The organism is Secundilactobacillus silagei JCM 19001 (genome assembly GCF_002217945.1).
GTDB classification, from domain to species: domain Bacteria; phylum Bacillota; class Bacilli; order Lactobacillales; family Lactobacillaceae; genus Secundilactobacillus; species Secundilactobacillus silagei.
The window spans coordinates 28,539-45,779 of record NZ_BCMG01000010.1 but is presented as its reverse complement, the minus strand read 5'-3'; the positions used below and the strand labels follow the sequence as shown (position 1 = coordinate 45,779).

General features: G+C 46.9%; 17 protein-coding genes. All 17 read right to left on the bottom strand.

Going from position 1 to position 17,241, the window contains the following annotated elements:
• Positions 1 to 272 precede the first annotated feature (272 nt).
• The 17 genes from CES79_RS09515 to CES79_RS09435 all read right to left on the bottom strand — a co-directional run bounded on the left by CES79_RS09515 (position 273) and on the right by CES79_RS09435 (position 17,210).
• Positions 273 to 1,913 (bottom strand): peptide ABC transporter substrate-binding protein, encoded by a 1,641-nt coding sequence (locus tag CES79_RS09515; protein ID WP_089137028.1) that lies wholly within the window; start codon positions 1,911 to 1,913, stop codon positions 273 to 275.
• 57 nt (positions 1,914 to 1,970) lie between these two features.
• The gene (locus CES79_RS09510) at positions 1,971 to 2,933 is read right to left on the bottom strand and encodes a ribose-phosphate diphosphokinase (protein WP_054654711.1); all 963 of its coding nucleotides are present in this window, start codon (positions 2,931 to 2,933) and stop codon (positions 1,971 to 1,973) included.
• 59 nt (positions 2,934 to 2,992) lie between these two features.
• A complete protein-coding gene (gene recD2, locus CES79_RS09505; protein WP_089137027.1) occupies positions 2,993 to 5,518 on the bottom strand; it encodes an SF1B family DNA helicase RecD2 in 2,526 nt (841 codons plus the stop codon).
• Positions 5,519 to 5,539: 21 nt separating this feature from the next.
• A complete protein-coding gene (locus tag CES79_RS09500; RefSeq protein ID WP_089137026.1) occupies positions 5,540 to 6,268 on the bottom strand; it encodes a tetratricopeptide repeat protein in 729 nt (242 codons plus the stop codon).
• Positions 6,269 to 6,280: 12 nt separating this feature from the next.
• Positions 6,281 to 6,940 (bottom strand): histidine phosphatase family protein, encoded by a 660-nt coding sequence (locus tag CES79_RS09495; protein WP_054654715.1) that lies wholly within the window; start codon positions 6,938 to 6,940, stop codon positions 6,281 to 6,283.
• Between the two features lie 118 nt (positions 6,941 to 7,058).
• Positions 7,059 to 8,183, bottom strand: coding sequence for a tRNA 2-thiouridine(34) synthase MnmA (gene mnmA / locus CES79_RS09490; RefSeq protein ID WP_054654717.1), 1,125 nt, complete (start codon positions 8,181 to 8,183; stop codon positions 7,059 to 7,061).
• 105 nt (positions 8,184 to 8,288) lie between these two features.
• Positions 8,289 to 8,636: a DUF1831 domain-containing protein gene (locus tag CES79_RS09485; protein WP_054654719.1), complete on the bottom strand. Its 348-nt coding sequence runs from the start codon at positions 8,634 to 8,636 to the stop codon at positions 8,289 to 8,291.
• 1 nt (position 8,637) lies between these two features.
• Positions 8,638 to 9,801, bottom strand: coding sequence for a cysteine desulfurase family protein (locus tag CES79_RS09480; RefSeq protein WP_054654721.1), 1,164 nt, complete (start codon positions 9,799 to 9,801; stop codon positions 8,638 to 8,640).
• Between the two features lie 21 nt (positions 9,802 to 9,822).
• Complete coding sequence (locus tag CES79_RS09475; protein ID WP_054654723.1) at positions 9,823 to 10,509, bottom strand: 5'-methylthioadenosine/adenosylhomocysteine nucleosidase; 687 nt, start codon at positions 10,507 to 10,509, stop codon at positions 9,823 to 9,825.
• Positions 10,510 to 10,533: 24 nt separating this feature from the next.
• Positions 10,534 to 10,842, bottom strand: a complete 309-nt coding sequence (locus CES79_RS09470) for a hypothetical protein (RefSeq protein WP_089137025.1) — start codon at positions 10,840 to 10,842, stop codon at positions 10,534 to 10,536.
• On the bottom strand, positions 10,839 to 11,393 hold the full coding sequence (locus tag CES79_RS09465) for an NUDIX hydrolase (RefSeq protein WP_089137024.1): 555 nt from the start codon (positions 11,391 to 11,393) through the stop codon (positions 10,839 to 10,841). Before CES79_RS09465 ends, CES79_RS09470 begins: the two co-directional genes overlap by 4 nt.
• Before the next feature lie 25 nt (positions 11,394 to 11,418).
• Positions 11,419 to 11,649, bottom strand: coding sequence for a cold-shock protein (locus tag CES79_RS09460; RefSeq protein WP_089137023.1), 231 nt, complete (start codon positions 11,647 to 11,649; stop codon positions 11,419 to 11,421).
• Positions 11,650 to 11,857: 208 nt separating this feature from the next.
• Complete coding sequence (gene ileS, locus CES79_RS09455; RefSeq protein ID WP_089137022.1) at positions 11,858 to 14,662, bottom strand: isoleucine--tRNA ligase; 2,805 nt, start codon at positions 14,660 to 14,662, stop codon at positions 11,858 to 11,860.
• Between the two features lie 269 nt (positions 14,663 to 14,931).
• On the bottom strand, positions 14,932 to 15,639 hold the full coding sequence (locus tag CES79_RS09450; protein WP_089137021.1) for a DivIVA domain-containing protein: 708 nt from the start codon (positions 15,637 to 15,639) through the stop codon (positions 14,932 to 14,934).
• A gap of 23 nt (positions 15,640 to 15,662) precedes the next feature.
• Entirely contained in the window at positions 15,663 to 16,445 is a 783-nt protein-coding gene (locus tag CES79_RS09445; protein WP_089137020.1) for a YlmH family RNA-binding protein, read from the bottom strand.
• 16 nt (positions 16,446 to 16,461) lie between these two features.
• Positions 16,462 to 16,746, bottom strand: a complete 285-nt coding sequence (locus CES79_RS09440; protein ID WP_191983077.1) for a YggT family protein — start codon at positions 16,744 to 16,746, stop codon at positions 16,462 to 16,464.
• A gap of 11 nt (positions 16,747 to 16,757) precedes the next feature.
• Positions 16,758 to 17,210, bottom strand: coding sequence for a cell division protein SepF (locus CES79_RS09435; protein WP_191983079.1), 453 nt, complete (start codon positions 17,208 to 17,210; stop codon positions 16,758 to 16,760).
• Between the last annotated feature and the right edge of the window lie 31 nt (positions 17,211 to 17,241).

The following is a 17,241-nucleotide window of genomic DNA, read 5'->3' as shown; positions in this document are numbered from 1 at the left end:
CCTGATTGGAAAAGGTTATTTAAAATTGTTATCGCTTTCAATTCCTATAACTCAGGTATACCATGTTTCATTAAAAATTTCAAACAATTCTTTTCAATTGCCATTTTTTCACGTATTTTTGAAAATAATTAACTTAACAAGTAAGCTAATTTGTAAGCGATAATTTTTAGTTGCAATTTGAAACGTTGCTGAAATCGCATAACTGCACAAAAAAGCTTAACTATCAGTCCAAACGACCGTTAGTTAAGCTTTTTAACGCTTTTCTGTGAAACTTACTTCGTTAAATAAATATCCTTATAACCGCGGCTCATCCCAGCCGGATTCCAGACGTAACCATGGACGTTTGGCCGCCATAGTTCAGTCGTAGATGGCTGATACAATGGAATGACGCCTTGATCCTTCATCAGGATCTTCTCGGCAGAAACGAGGTCTTCGTAACGTTTCTGCTGGTCATTGGCATCCGTCGTCTGAGAAGCGTTCGTCAGTTTGTCGAATTCCGCGTTAGACCATTTACCGTTGTTCGTCGGGTTCTTGGTTTCCTGCAAGCTCAAGAAGTTAATTGGATCAGCAAAGTCGGCACCCCACTGTGAAACTACCAGGTCAAAGTTCCCGTTAGATGACCGTGCTAAACGGTTCTTGTAAGGCACGTTATCAATGTTAACTGACAGACCTGGTAGCTTGGTGAACTGGTCTTGCAGATACTGTGTCGTGGTCTTCGCCTGATCCGTATCATCACTCAGCAAGGTCAACGTCAGCTTCTTTTGGCCGACTTCCTTCATGCCTTGTGCCCAAAGCTTCTTGGCGTTACTTGGATCATAGGTTACCCCAGACTTCACGTAAGCGTCAGTTGCAAAATCCGCCTTGGTCTTCGGGTTTCTGCTGAGGTTGGTTGAAACAAAGCCCTTTGGCGCCGTGGAACCGTCACGTAACACCTTAGTAGCTAAGGCCTGTTTATTCACGATCTGGGACAGTGCCTGCCGAATCTTAACGTTTCTCAATGCCTTATCCCGCTTTTCATTCAGCTGCAGATACATCATTGAGCCGCCTTCAAATTTGGTGAAGGCTTTATTGTTCTTGTAGTTAGCAACTTGGGTCCCGGTTAAAGGCGTCACATCAAGTTTATTTTGGTTATATAAGTTCAAACCGGTGCTGGGGCTCTTCACCACTTGGAAGTTGATGGCACTTAAGTGAACGTGTTTTTTATCCCAGTAATTCGGGTTCTTCTTTAACTGCCAAGTATTGTTCGTCCCGTTCCAGCCAGCCACTTTAAACGGCCCGTTGTTTGAGACGTCCTGACTATTGTGGCCGTACTGCTTACCGTACTTTTCAACCGCTGACTGCTGTTCCGGGAAGAAGGTCGGAAAGGCCAGTAACAGCTTAAAGTACGGTACTGGCCGGTCTAATGTAACCACCAGCTTATCCTTACTTGGGGCTGAAACGCCTAAGGTATTCGGACTCATCCGCCCCTTTTGAATCGCACTAAAGTTCTTGATCCCGGCAAAGAGATAAGCGTAGTTAGCCGCCGTTTTCGGGTTGGCTGTCCGCCGCCAGGAATAAACGAAATCCTGGGCGGTAACGGGTTTACCATTACTCCAGTGATCGTTTTTACGTAGGTTAAACGTGTAAGTTAAGCCGTCATTTGAAACGTTGGTTTTAGTTGCCAGGGCGTTTTCCACTTTCGAATGCTTCCCCAGCCGGTATAACCCTTCATTAGTGGAATATAGGGCAGTTAAACTCACTGATTCAGAAGCTGCCGAATTATCCAATGTTGAAATGGTATCAGTCGTACTTAGATTAAGGTCCTGCTTATCAGCCATCTGCTGAGTACTGCTCGACTTGGACTGACCGCAAGCTGCAAGCGTTAAGGCTAACGCAAGACTACCGATACCAACCAAGATCTTTTTAAATGTCATGATGCCGATTCTCCATCTCTAATTTTTAGTCTTTAACAATTATACTAATCTGTTCTTTTACTCGGTAAAAAGCTGACCAACACTTTGTTCAGAATAAATACGGCGGATCGCCTGACCCATCAAATTACCAACGGAAATAATTTCCAGTTTATCAAATTGTTTTGATTCCGGCATTTGAATGGAGTCGGTCACGATCACCTTTTTCAGTGGTGAATTCACCATTTGACTAACGGCGTTCTTACTAAAGACCGGGTGGGTTGCCACGGCATAGATGTCGTTGGCGCCAGCGTTCTTCAGCGTTTGAGCTGAAATTGAGATCCGTACCGCCGTATCAATGATGTCATCCACTAAGATCGCGTTTTTACCCTTAACGGAGCCGATCACCGCTTCCGCAGAAGTCGTTGATTTATTTGGATCCCGATTATCAATAATGGCTAATGGTGCGTGCAGGAGGTCCGCCATTCGACGGGCTTTTGAGACCCCCGCGTGATCGGGTGAAACGATGACCAAATTATCGGTCAAGTGGTGGTCTTCAAAGTAGCCCGCCAGTAATGGGGCGGCTTCCAAATGATCCATTGGAATATCAAAGAACCCTTGCAGTTGAGCGGCGTGCAAGTCAAGCGTGACGACCCGGTTAACACCGTCATCTTCTAGTAGCGATGCGATCAATTTAGCCGTAATGGGTTCGCGGGAACGGGCTTTACGGTCCGCCCGGGAATAACCGTAATACGGGATCACGACCGTAATGGAATGGGCGCTGGCACGGCGGACGGCATCCACCATGATCAGCAACTCCATTAGCATCGTGTTGACTGGATCTGAAACTGACTGAATCAAGAAGATGTCATCGCCACGGATACTTTCATCCACCGTGATCGAAATCTCACCATCACTAAAATGCTTAATGGTAGCCTTACCCAGTTCGACACCCGCTGCCGCAGCAATCTTATCTGCCAGTGGCCGGTTTGAATTTAACGCAAACATCTTTAATGGATGTTCAGCTTCACTTTGATTTGGCATATTTTTCCTCCAGAATTTGTATTGTCAATTTACCTACATAAACAAATAGTACACTATCGCTAATTTTTAGTAAACGATTTTGGCGTGATCTTTCCCATTCCGATCATCGGATCGATCTGACCGCTGCTGATCAACGACATAGTTAAAATGCCATCGTTTAGAATCGTCGGCCCGTTGTCTTCGGCTACCGTTTCTGGTTGAGCCTCTGGTTGCGGCTGTGAGGCCACTTTAGCGGGTTGCTCAACCGGCTTGCTGGCAGCTGGTTTTTCAGCCGCCTGCTGGCTAATTGATTCCTGAACGTCACTGATCGTCGCCGTAATGCGGTCTACTAGCGCCGTTTGACGGTTAACTGACTGCCGTCTGACACTGGTTTCAAAAGCCGCTTGTTCACCCAATAAAATCAACGTTGACTTGGCCCGAGTAATCGCGGTATATAACAGATTGCGTTGCAGCATCCGCGAATACTGCATCACCATGGGCAAAATCACCATTTTAAACTGGCTCCCCTGCGCCTTATGGATCGTTGTACAGTAGGCCAAGGTCAATTTATCCCATTCATTGCGCGGATAGGTGACTTCAGTCGCGTCAAAGGCAACGGTGAGTTTATCGACTTTATCGGTATTCCCCTTCGCTTTAGCTAAGGTGATGCCCACGATTGAGCCAATATCGCCGTTAAACACGTTATTTTCGGGACTGTTGACCAGGTGCAAGACCTTGTCGCCAATGCGGAATTTTTCACCGCGAAATTCAACTTCTTTTTTGCGGGTATCACTCAGGGGATTCATAATATCTTGAATCAGCGTATTCAAGCGCGTCACCCCGGCTGGGCCCCGGTACATCGGTGCTAACACCTGAAAGTCGTCCGCGGAAAAGCCCCGTTGCTTGGCCTTGCCGACGATTTGTTCGATCACGGAAGGCATCTGATAGGCGTTGCAAGCAATAAATGACCGGTCAGACTTATTTTGCGTGAAATCAGCCGGTAATTTGCCGATCTTGATGTCATGAGCCAACGGAATAATCGAGGAATCATCGTCCTGGCGATAAATCGTGTTAAGCTCCATTTCCTTCAGCCGATGACTGCTTAAGAGGTCAAAGAAGACCTGGCCCGGTCCAACTGAGGGTAACTGATCCTTATCACCGACCAGTACCACTTGCATGGAATCCGGAATGGCCCGCAGCAACGTGCGAAACAGGTAAATATCGACCATCGACATTTCGTCAACGATCAATAGTGAACCTTCCAGATCTTTGGCCGTTACGTCATCGTTGTTTTCCCGTCCCGTCAGCCCTAACAGCCGGTGAATCGTACTAGCAGGCAAGCCGGTAGTTTCACTCATCCGTTTTGCTGCCCGGCCCGTTGGTGCGGCCAGCAGGATGGGAAACGGCTGGTCCTTATACTGATTAACGTCTAAAGATAGCTCGTGCAATTTGGCATACAGGTTCACGATGCCGTTAATAATGGTCGTTTTACCGGTTCCCGGACCACCCGTCAACAGGAAAACGTGGGATTGAATTGCCGCTAAGATTGCTGACTCCTGCGACTCATCATAGGTAATTCCCAGATTGCGCTCAACTAAGCGCATCTGTTTTTCAATCACCTTATCCTTAAAGCTGGGAAGATCCTCAGCCTGACAGATTCGGTTGAGATGTTCCGCCGCCTGCCATTCCGCGTCATAGAGACCCTTCAAGAAGATCCGGTTATCTTCGCCAACCACCTTTTGCGCTTTTCCCAATTCGATCAGCTGATCCGCAATCAATTGCGGATTAACTGCTTCATTACGGCTGTCCTGCAAGAGTTGCACGGTGCCGTTTAGTAACGGCTCAGCGGTGGTAAAGGTGTTGCCATCCGCCATAGCCAGTTCACTTAACGTCTGCAGCAACCCGGCCTGAATCCGTTGCGGTGACTGGGTGCCAATCCCGAGCTGCTCCGCAATCTGGTCAGCCCGTTTAAAACTCACCCCGTTAATGTCTTCAACTAACTGATAGGGATTCTCCTGAATCACCTGCAGCGTTTTTTCCTTATACCGTTCAAAAATCACACTGGCGAGCCGACTACCAAAGCCGTAACCGTTTAGACCAATAATAATCTGTTCGACGCCGTTATTGCTGGTCAAATTGTCAATCAGCGTCTGTTTGACTTCAGTTTTTAAGTTCAGCGGATCCAGTACTGATGGATCCTGATTGATTTGATCAATGGCCGTCAAGCCCAGTAAAGCGACGATCTTTTCGGCCGTTTTTTTACCTAGTCCTGGAAAATCATCGCCTGATAGATATTGGACAATGCCTTCCTTAGTCGTTGGTGCCTCATTTTGATAATTCTCAGCCTGAAATTGCTGACCGTACTTGGGGTGCTCCACTAATTTACCAAAGAAGCGGTAAGGCATCTCCTCGGTCACATCGGCAAAGTTGCCGGTCACCACGATCTCGTCACCCCGCCAGTCAAGGTTAGTTTGCGAGACCTTCACCAGTAAGACCTTATAAAAACTATCCGGGCTTTCAAAAAAAGTCGCTGATACCGTACCAACGATGTAGGACTGCTGTGGCTTTTGATCCGCATCAAATAGATTTATATTTTCACTGGCCATTTTGCACATCCCACTTTCAGATTAAGCGTTCGTCTGATCATCTTTGGAATTTTGATCAGTTTTCTTTTTAGTCAAAGCCCCCTGAATATCGGCTAACCGTGACTGCCCTTTTTGATAGTATTTCGGGTCTAATTGTTTCGCTTGGTTAAAGTACTCAGTGGCATCTTCACCCATGACAACAGCGGCAATGCCACGGTCAAACTGGGCGTGGCCGTTCTTCGGATCACTGGCCAGCGTTTTATCGTAGTACTGAGCTGCCTCTTTAAAACTGCCGACTGCTAATAGATTATCCGCGATCAATTGATTGACCTGCGGATCCTGCCGGTGATTCTCCGCGGCGGTCAACGCGAATGCCAGCGCCGTTTTATGGTCGTTATTCCCCATATAACTTTGCGCTAACATCATGTAGGCATCACTTTTTAACTTAGAATCTTTAACTTTATTAAACTGCGCAATGGCTTTTTGAAATTCCCCAGCAGCATAGTACACGTTACCCAGGCCGTACGTTAACGTATCCTTGGCAGCCCGGCTCTTATCCGCAAATAGCCCCAGCGCCTTCATCATTAATTCTTCTGCTTGAGAATAACTCTTTAGATTAACTAACAGGGCCCCTAAATCATAGTAGGTATGATAGTTATCTGGATCATCATCAATTTCTTGAATCAGCCGGTGCATGAGTTGTTCTGATTCTTTTTGTTTCGCATCCCGCTCAGTTTTTTGAGCATCCTGCTGTTGATTTGTCTCAGTCATGTCGTCGCCCCTCTAAATAGTGTCTGTTGGATCAAGTTTTCGTTTCAAATAATCGGTTTTGTTCCAGGCCACTAGTTCATAGTGTGCGCCCGCATCATGGGTCTCTAAAATGGTCGTGGAGGTGTTACTTAACCCGCCACGATCCCGTAAATGGGCTAAAGGCGTCCCCAATAACGCGTTGATTTCAGCGTTTAAAGCCGCCCCATGGCTGACGATCAAAACGTTTTGATCGTCGTTTGGGTAATTGTGCACAATTGTCTGAATCGCCGGTGTCATCCGGTCGATCACTTCCTGAAAACTTTCACCGCCAATTTCTACTGGCCGATAATCAGCCGGTGCGTTGCGAAAAGCGTCGAATTCTTCAGGGAAGCGGGTTTGAGCCTCTTTGAAGCGCATCCCCTCCATTTTCCCCAGATGAAACTCTTCCAGCCGGCTCAGCAAGCTGAGGGCTGGTTTACCAGGTAAATACTGCCGGACGGTACTGGCCGTGTTCCGGGCTCGCTTAATCGGGCTGGCGTAAATATGGGCAAATTTGATCTGTCTTAAATACGCTCCTGCTTGCTTGATTTCGTCGTAACTTTCAGGTAAGAGCGGTGAATCGCCACCAGCGCCCTGATAACGAGACTCAAGGTTCCACTCGGTTTTACCATGTCGTAAGAAAAATAATTTCAATGTCTTTCCCTCTCAACCAACGTTAATTTTAAAAATTAATCAATCCTATTATGACAGGTTGACCCCAAAAAACCAACCCAAGTTCTACGCAGAACCTGGGTTGGTTTTGATTATCTATTTAAACGTATTGGAGCTGACGATCCTTACTGTAAGCAGCGTCAATAATGGCACTCCCTAGACATTCCTGACCATCGTAGAAAACGACAGCTTGCCCAGGCGTAATTGCCCGGACCGGATCATCAAATTCAACGGTGACCTTTTGACCATCGTCAGACAGATGAACAGTCACACCGGTATCGACTTGACGGTAACGGAATTTCGCGGTTGCCCGGAAGTCTTGACCGCGGTCAATGGTGTTGACCCAGTGAATGTCAGAGGCTTCGAGATGAGTCGCGTAAAGATGCTCATTGTGATACCCCTTGCCGACATACAGAATGTTCTTCTTCAGGTCCTTACCGATCACGAACCACGGCTCATTATCCTCACCATCGCCACCGATACCAAGGCCCCGACGCTGACCAATGGTATAGTACATCAGACCAGCGTGCTCGCCCTTAACGTCACCATCAAGGGTCATCATCTTACCGGGCTTGGCTGGTAGATAGTGGCCTAAGAAGCCCTTAAAGTTCTTCTCACCAATAAAGCAGATCCCAACGGAATCCTTCTTGTGAGCCGTTGCCAAGCCAGCCTGCTCAGCGATCCGCCGAACTTCTGGCTTAGTGATGTCACCAATGGGAAACATCACGCGGTCCAGCTGTTCCGTGGAAAGCTGACTGAGAAAGTAGGTCTGGTCCTTGTTTTGGTCGACCGAACGCATTAAGTGCATATGACCGTCAGCATCGCGGTTTAACTGGGCGTAGTGGCCAGTTGCGATGTAGTCGGCACCGAGATCCAAAGCGTAGTCTAAGAACGCCTTAAACTTGATTTCCTTATTACAGATCACATCCGGATTAGGGGTCCGGCCCTTCTTGTACTCATCTAAGAAATAAGTAAAGACCCGGTCCCAGTACTCCTTTTCGAAGTTGACTGAGTAGTAAGGAATCCCAATTTTGGCAGCGACTTTAGCCACGTCTTTATAATCTTCGGTAGCAGTACAGACGCCGTTTTCATCAGTGTCGTCCCAGTTTTTCATGAACACACCGACCACGTCATAGCCCTGCTGCTTTAAGCGCAGTGCGACAACGGACGAGTCAACCCCGCCACTCATGCCGACCACCACACGCGTTTGGCTGTTGTCTTGCATAAAATCACCATCACTTCATAACAGATTCTGGAGAATCCACGAGTTGAAGGTCGCAAAAATCCAGTATAAATGATAATACACGCCAATAGCCCCTATTGCAAGCGATTAGTGCGTTACTGGCACGATGATCTCGCGTTCTTCCAGGTTATCCATAATGTAATGGAACTGTTCCAGAAAGGCATCTTTGCGTTCCATTTTGAAAATGTTCACTTCACGCATGCCATTACCCGCAACCGCGGCCATTTTAAAGCCGCTCAAATCTGAATTGACCATGACTTTTAATTCTACCGTTGCATTATAGGGTGACGATGGGTCTAATGAACGTTTTAACGTGAAGTTGCCGTTCTTGCTTTCATTAAAACCAACGTCTCTCAGTGAAAATTTCTTGATGCCATCACTAATTGTATACGACTGCTCGTCACCCTGTAACTTACTCGTTTTATCAAATGCCATCTTACTTCACCCCACTGCGTGTCTTTACCCGAGACACAATTTTAGAAATATTTGTTACCAGTGCTGAAATATCGGCCTCAGTCGTGTAGCGGCCAAAACTGATCCGAATGGACTCTGAGATTCGAGGACTGTCCGAACCAAACATGGCGGTCAGCACGTGCGATGGTTCAATTGACCCCGCCGTGCAAGCTGAACCACCGGAAACGGCGATCCCAGCTAGATCAAGGTTAGTTTGCATGACGTAGGTCGAGACCCCTTTGATCCACAGGTTCAACACGTGCTGTAAATTATTCCGGTCCAGTGACCCATTCACTTCAAAGTCCACGCCAGCATCCGTCAAGCCCTTAACGATCTGCTGCTTGAACTGGAAGTATTTCTCTTGACGATGGGCCTTTTCTTCAGAAGTGATCGTCTTAACAGCGGCTGCCATACCCGCGATTCCCGGAATATTTTCCGTCCCGGCGCGACGCTTTTCTTCCTGGTCGCCACCCTTAATAAAGCTTGGAAAGTTGATCCCCGTTTTACGGTACAGAAAACCGACCATTTTCGGTCCGTTGATCTTGTGCGCCGAAGTGGACAGCATGTCGATGTGGTCGCGCTTAACGTCAATATCCAGCAAGCCGTAAGCCTGCACCGCATCCGTATGGAACCAAGCTTGGTGATCCTTCAGCAGTTCACCGATCTCGTGAATCGGCATGTGGCTGCCCACTTCGTTATTCCCAGTCATAATGGTGACCAGGATCGTATCATCGCGTAAGGCGTTTTTGAAATCATCTAAGCTGATCAGACCATTTTCGTCCACTGGCAGATAGGTCACTTCAAACCCCTGTTCCTCTAAAAAATGCAGCGGCTTGAGAATTGCTTCGTGTTCAATGGCCGTGGTAATGATGTGTTTACCTAATGACTGGCGCGCATAGGCCGTTTGCATAATGGCCGTATTATCAGATTCAGTCCCGCCACTGGTAAAAATAATGTCGTCTTCATCGGCGTTAATGCTCTGGGCAATGATCTGCCGGCTATTTTCCAGAACGGTGTGCGCCTGACGCCCCAGTCCATAAAGGGTTGACGCGTTACCGTAAACGTTTTGCAGCTTATCCGTCATTTCGGCGAGGACCTCATCAGAAATGGGGGTGGTGGCTGCGTTATCTAAGTAAATTTCTTTCACTGTAAAAACTCCTTTAACTCGCTAAGCTGCAAACAGGGCCAACAACATTTGTGCTGACCGTTTACCAGCTTCAATAATAAAGTCATCAAAGCTGACCCCGGCGTTTTCGTCACCAACATCAGACATTGCCCGAACCACGACGTAAGGGGTGTTAAATTGGTGGGCCACTTGGCCAACCGCCGCGCCTTCCATTTCACTGGATAAGGCGTCTGGAAAATGCTTTAAGATCTTGTCGACAGCTTCGTGACTGGCAATAAATTGATCCCCAGAAACGATCAGCCCGGTTTTAACGTTCAGTCCGGTCGATTTGGCAGCCTGTTCCAGCTTTGCGACCCAGGTCTTGTCAGCATCAAAACGGGCAGGTTGGCCAGGTAATTGACCGTAGACGTAATCAAACGCCCGCGCGTCGACATCGTGATAGGCCGTCTGCGTTGACAGCACCACGTCGCCCACGTGCAGACCCTTACCGATACCACCGGCAGAGCCAGAGTTAATGACCACGTCAACGTGAAACTGCGTGATCAATAAGGCGGTCGTTAGTCCAGCCTGCACTTTACCGATCCCGGAGCGGACCAAAACCACGTCCTGGTCGCTGATCGTGCCTTCGTAAAACGACACGCCGGAAACATCCACGACGTTTTCGTTGACTAAGGCCTTTTTTAACGTTTCAATTTCTTCATCCATGGCGCATAAAATACCGTATTTCATTATCTTGCCCTCACTTTATAAGCGTTAGAATTCCACAAAAAATAGGATTAAAAAGACTGCGACGATACCCACGATCAGCCAGCCAATCGTCCAGTTTAATCGACGCTTCAGCCGGCCGATCTTATCAGCCGTGACCGCGTCCTGCTGTTTTTGGTCGTATTCCGGGTCACTGTGCTGTTTAGCATACCGCTTTTCGGCCTTCAGCCGTTCATGGTCGCGGCGGTCAAAGTCTTCCTGCTTTTTTCGCTGTGCTTCACGATACGCGCTGCGGCTCAATGGCTGTTCGCCATCGTCTGCTCGCTGATCATCATCTTGATATGCGATAAGGCTCACCTACTTTTTTGCTGCATCATTTCAAAGCGCCAAACCGCCATCACCGTTTTAGCATCTTCAATGTCACCGTTTTTAACCATCGTTTTCAGTTCGGCTAAGGAATAGGCCCTGATATTCAAGTTTTCACCCTTATCCCGAGGTAATTCGGATTGCACTGGCCGCAGATCAGTCGCTAAATATAACGTCATGTATTCGTCTGAAAAACCCACTGACGAATAAAAACCGGCTAACCGTTCGAGGTGGTCAGGGTGCAGCCGAATTTCCTCGTTTAATTCCCGAATGGCAGCGTGCTGAGGGTCATCACCATCACGCGAATCCAGCTTGCCCGCCGGAATCTCTAACGTGGGGCGTGCAATTGGTGAGCGCCATTGACGTACCAGAATCATTTTTTGTTCCGGTGTAATGGCCATGACCGCTACGGCACCTGAATGATGCACGATTTCACGATAGGCTTTTTCACCATTGGGTAATTCAACCGTTTGGCGTTCGACGTTGATAATGGCACCGTCATAGATTGGCTCGTGCGCGACAACTTTTTCTTCTAAATCCATTTAATCATCCCTTGTTGATCAGAAATTATGCTTCAGAATCCGTCTGCGTTGATTCTTGAATTGGCCGGACCCGTGCTGCTTGAGGCCCCTTTTGGCCTTCAACCACCACAAATTCAACTTCTTGTCCGGGCGTTAATTTTTTAAAACCACCCATTTCAATTCCGGTATAGTGAACAAATAGCGATTCACCAGCTTCAGATTTAATGAAGCCAAACCCGTTTTGTTCGTTGTAACGTTCTACTTTTCCTTTAATCATACTGCCACTCCATTCAAGTTAAGTTACCTATCTGATCCGTTCTAAACATTATCTGACTTGGAAATTAAGCAGTGTCATGGTCGTTAATTGAAAATAACTCGCTTTTTATTCTAAACTACCAAGCCTATCTAAATCAAGCCAGTGGTACCCAAAAAACGGGTGCCAGACAAAACCATTCGTCTGACACCCGTTTTGTTTTAATCTTTAATTACTTTTCATCAAACGCAACACCCACGGTTTCTGGGAACTCTGCGCGAACGATCTTGGCACAGCGGTCACAGAAGTGCGGATAATCAGGATCGGCCCCCACCGTTTCGCGGGTCATCCGGCAACGTTCGCAAACGTCACCATCGGCTTCGGCTACCACGATGGCAACACCATCGTTGAATTGTTCAGCGTCAGTTGGTGCATCCGCCATTTTAGCAACGGTCAAGCCAGATACCAACAATACCTGACGAACATCAGTGTCTAAGTCGTTCAATAACTTAGTCTGCTTGTCATCAAGGTACAAGGTCAATTTAGCTTCAGAAGCCTTACCGATCAGTTTTTGATCACGGGCTTCTTCCAAGGCCTTCAAGACATCTGAACGCAATTCCATGAAGGCATCCCAGTTTTCAACTAACTGATCTTCACCGTTAAAGTGTTGAACAGTTGGCATTTCAGCTAATTGGGCGTAGTCTTCTGGTTCCTTCAGGAATGGCCAGATCTGTTCTGCGGTATGTGGCAGAATTGGTGTCAGCAACTTAGTTAAACCAGCTGCAATATCATACAAGACCGTCTGCATTGAACGGCGTGAATGGCTGTCCTTGGCATCGATATACAAGATATCCTTAGCAAAGTCCAGATAGAAGGCTGACAGATCAGAGATCACGAAGTTCATTACTTCCTTGTAAATATCCAAGAAGTCATAACGATCGTAGTGCCCCTTGACGCTTTCAATTAACTTGTTGAACTGGGCCAGCATGTACTTATCAGCTGAAGCTAAGTCTTCAACTGAAACTGCATCGGTCTTTGGATCAAAGTCAGAGGTGTTGGCTAACATGTAACGCATGGTGTTTCTGATCTTCTTGTAAGCATCAGAAATCTTAGTGAAGGCGTCCATTGAGACCCGCACGTCGGCGCTACTGTCAACGGAAGCAACCCAGAGACGGACGATTTCAGCCCCCATCTTCTTGATGACTTCTGCTGGGGCAATCGTGTTCCCCAATGACTTGCTCATCTTGTGACCTTGACCATCAAGGGTAAATCCTTGTGATAATACCGCCTTGTATGGGGCGTGACCAGAAACGGCCACACTGGTGATCAAACTGGAGTTGAACCAGCCACGGTACTGATCAGAACCTTCAAGGTAAAGGTCAGCCGGGTATTCGAGTTCTGGTCGTTCAACCAGCACGCCTTGGTGAGTAGAACCGGAGTCAAACCAAACATCCATGATGTCAGTTTCCTTAGTAAACTTACCGTTTGGAGAATGCGGTGAAGTAAAGCCATCTGGTAACAGGTCCTTAGCTTCACGAGCAAACCAAACATCAGAACCATACTTACCGAATAACTGAGCCACGTGTTCAATGGTTTCTGGGGTAATAATGGCTTCGCCGTCTTCACCGTAGAAAATTGGTAGCGGCACGCCCCAGACCCGTTGCCGTGAAATGACCCAGTCGCCACGGTCACGAATCATATTGTGCAACCGCTTCTTACCCCAGTCTGGGAAGAATTGAACATCGTCAAGGGAAGCTAAGATTTCATCTTTCATCTTATCAACTGAAGCAAACCATTGCGGTGTTGCCCGGTAGATAACTGGCTTCTTAGTCCGCCAGTCAAATGGATAACTATGCTTGATTGGCATGAAGTGTAACATCAAGTTTGATGCTTTTAGTTTATCCAGTGAAATCTTGTTGGCATCATCGTAGAAAACACCTTCAAAATCAGGACCGGCTTCGCTCGTCATATAGCCCTTGTCATCGACTGGAACTGAAATCGGTAAACCATATTTAACACCAACGTTGAAATCATCTTCACCAAAACCAGGAGCACTGTGGACCAGACCAGTACCAGCGTCCAAGGTAACAAAGTCACCCAGCATGGTAACTAATTTACGTTCTGGATAAAATGGATGGCGGGTCAAAACGTTCTCAAGGTCTTTACCTTTAACCGTTTTAAGCGTCTTAACATCTTCCCAGCCAAACTTTTCGGCACATCCGTCAACCAATTCAGTGGCAATAACAAACTTACGATCTTCACCCTTAGGCTGGACAACGGAATAATCAAAGCCGGCATCAATGGTGATTCCTTCAGATGCAGGAATTGTCCATGGTGTGGTTGTCCACACACACATGTATGTATTGTCGTTTTCCAACACACCTTTACCATCTACAACTTGTTCACAGAAAAACACTGATGGTGACGTTACATCATGATATTCAATTTCGGCTTCAGCCAGTGCTGATTCAGATGACCATGACCAGTAAACCGGTCGCTTACCCTTGAAAATCAAACCGCGTTTAGCAAAGGCACCAAAGACCCGTACTTCTTGGGCTTCGAATTCTGGCTTCAAGGTCAGGTATGGGTTGTCCCAGTCACCGGTAACTCCTAAGCGTTTGAACTCTTCACGTTGACGGTCAACTTGTTCCAAAGCATACTTGCGGCATAACTGCCGGAATGCAACCGTGGACATCTTCTTACGGTCGTAACCTTGTTGAGTCAATTTTTGTTCAATTGGTAGCCCATGAGTATCCCATCCGGGAACGTAGGGTGCCCGGAAGCCGTTCATTGACTTGTAACGGACGATGAAGTCCTTTGACACCTTGTTCAAAGCATGGCCCATGTGAATGTCACCATTCGCGTATGGCGGGCCATCGTGTAAGATAAACGTTGGTTTACCTTCGTTTAATTTTTGTCTTAATTGATATACTTTATTATCAGCCCAAGCTTTTTGTAGATCAGCTTCTTTGACTGGTAAATTACCGCGCATTTTGAACTTGGTTTTACCTAAGTTCAGTGTGTCTTTTACCCGCATTAGGGTCCCTCCTCAAATTATTGAATGGCACAAAAAAAGACCTCACCCAAGGGACGAAGTCTTCGTGGTACCACCCAATTTTAGAATCAATAATTCTCTTATCTTAGCCGTTAACGGAGCCGACCCGTCCTGACTTACGTTTCAGTCAGACAGCTAGAAGATGATCTGCGCCCCAGCAGTGGTTACCGGCTTTCCACCATGACACCGGCTCTCTGAAACTTGCTGGGATGCTTTCTATTCTTCATACCGCTTTAAAATTTAGCCGCAGATTACTTTTTAGCGTCATCATCTGGAAAAATTACAACCGTTTCAGTTGACTGATCGTTATCTGGATCAACCGGCTGATCAGCGTCATAGATCTCACCCGATGAATCGGATTGTTCATCTGCTTGTGAAGTCGAGTTTACGCCATCTTCATTCTCATTGTCAAGTTTGTTTTGCTTAATGACGTTTTGAATTTCTTCATAGGTCGATGAACCGTCATCCTTGAGCAGATTATCCCAACTGTCACTCTTGATTTCTTCCAGCTGGCTTTCAAGCATGACTTGCAGCCGTTGCCGAAATACCCGGGTACTCTTCTTAAGGTCGTCAGTTTCCACGGCTAATTTTTGCGCTCGTTTGGAGGCTTCCGAAATTAACTGGTTGCCCTTTTGAGTTGCTTCATTTACCGTATCATCCGCTTGTTTCTGCGCTTCTTGATTGATGATCTCGGCTTCTTTTTGCGAGTTTGACTTCACCTTGTCTGCGGCTTCCTGCGCCACAATGATTGACTGGTTCAAAGAATCTTTCAAATCGTTGAAGTACTTCAGCTTTTCATCTGCAGAAGCCAATTGATCCGTTAATTTTTTATTCTGATCCAGAGTAATCTGATAATCTTTAATGATCTGTTCCAGAAAATCATTCACTTCGTCAACGTTATAACCACGTAACTTTGTTGAAAACTCCTTATTATGAATGTCTAATGGGCTAAGTACCATCGTCTGTTCCTCCCCAATTGCAATTATTTATGCAGCACTGCTAGTGTGACTTTCAACTTATCCTTTTTGGTCACGCCGTTAACACTCGTTAACCGTACCCGGCCGAAACCGCGAACCGAAATAATATCTTGATGTTCCAGTTGGTAATCTGGCCGTTCAAAATCATTCCAATTCAATTGAATGCGGCCGGCTTCAATCAATTCTTTAGCGCGGTGCCGTGAGAGATGAAAACCGGTTGCCACCACGTTATCAAGTCGTGTGGAAGACAATGTCGTGCTCTCTTCTTCCCAGGCATCAAGCGGCACGATATGATCTGCCAGCTCCATTTGGTTCAACCGCACCTTGATCTTACCCATGCGGTCAACCTGTGCACTCACGTAGCGGCTCATATCCGCCGTGATGAAGAACTGCCACCGCTCACCGTCAGTAATAATATCACCTAAAACATCCCGATCAATTCCGGCACCTAAGATGGAGCCTAAGATCTGACCGTGCTGAAGTTGGGTGAACTTTCTGGGATAATCGATCTCAAACAAGTTGATTTCAAAGTCCAGATCTGCGGGGGCAACGTAGTTCGGATAAATCATCGCCCGTTGCATTTCTGCGCCGGGATAGCCGCCTTGAAAGGTCAGCTTCAGCTCGGCGTCACTATTGACTAGTGTTGATAAAATGTATTGCTGTCTGGGATTCAAAAAATGGGTCAAAATTGGCCGATATTCATCACTGGCCTGTTGAATGAAACCCGTCGCGCTTTCAATAAACGGTGCTTCTTCTGCTCGAAAATGCTGTGCAATGTGATCAGCCAACGTCAACTCCTCCTAATTACATGCCCATAAGTCGAAAAACAATTTGTTCGAGAAATACTAGACCGCTGCGGACAATTCCTAAAACGAAGATCGCCACTACCGGCCCAAAACCGATCATGCCGATCGACGCCCAGTTAAACCAGCGCTGAAACGGTTCAACAATGGCGCCTAGTAATTGTCCCAGCTTAGTCTGATACGCTCCTGGGAACCAGCTCAACAGCGCATAGACCACAATGGCCATGATGTACAAGTCGATTGCCCGGCTCAATAACCAAAACACAAACGTCACAAAAGCGACCAAAAACTCACTCCTTACTTCAGTTTCTCGCCTAAAGTGGCTGAGAGATCTCCGGTAATTTCAAAATTCTTGGGTGTACATAAGAAGATTGCGTCACCGATTCGTTCAATATCACCGTCAATAGCGAATACCGTTCCCGTCAAAAAATCAATGATCCGGCGGGCGTTAGCATCATCGATCCGACTAAAATTAACAATCACAGCCTGCTGCTTAAGCAATTGACTGGCAATGTCTTGAACGTCCGAATACAGTCGCGGCTCAACTAAAGCAATTTTGCTGGCTTTACTGTTCGTTGCTGCACGAGGTGCGTTCAAAGAGACCACTTTATTGTCATCACGCCGCGGATGAAGGTTGTGTACCAGTGATTGATCAGCCACTGGCTGCTGGGTGTCTGGGGATACTTCAGCATCATCTTCGTAATTATCATCCATGCCGAAAAAACGACTCATACTAAATTTTCCCATGATAAACGCTCCTTTCGCTATTTATCCATGTGTT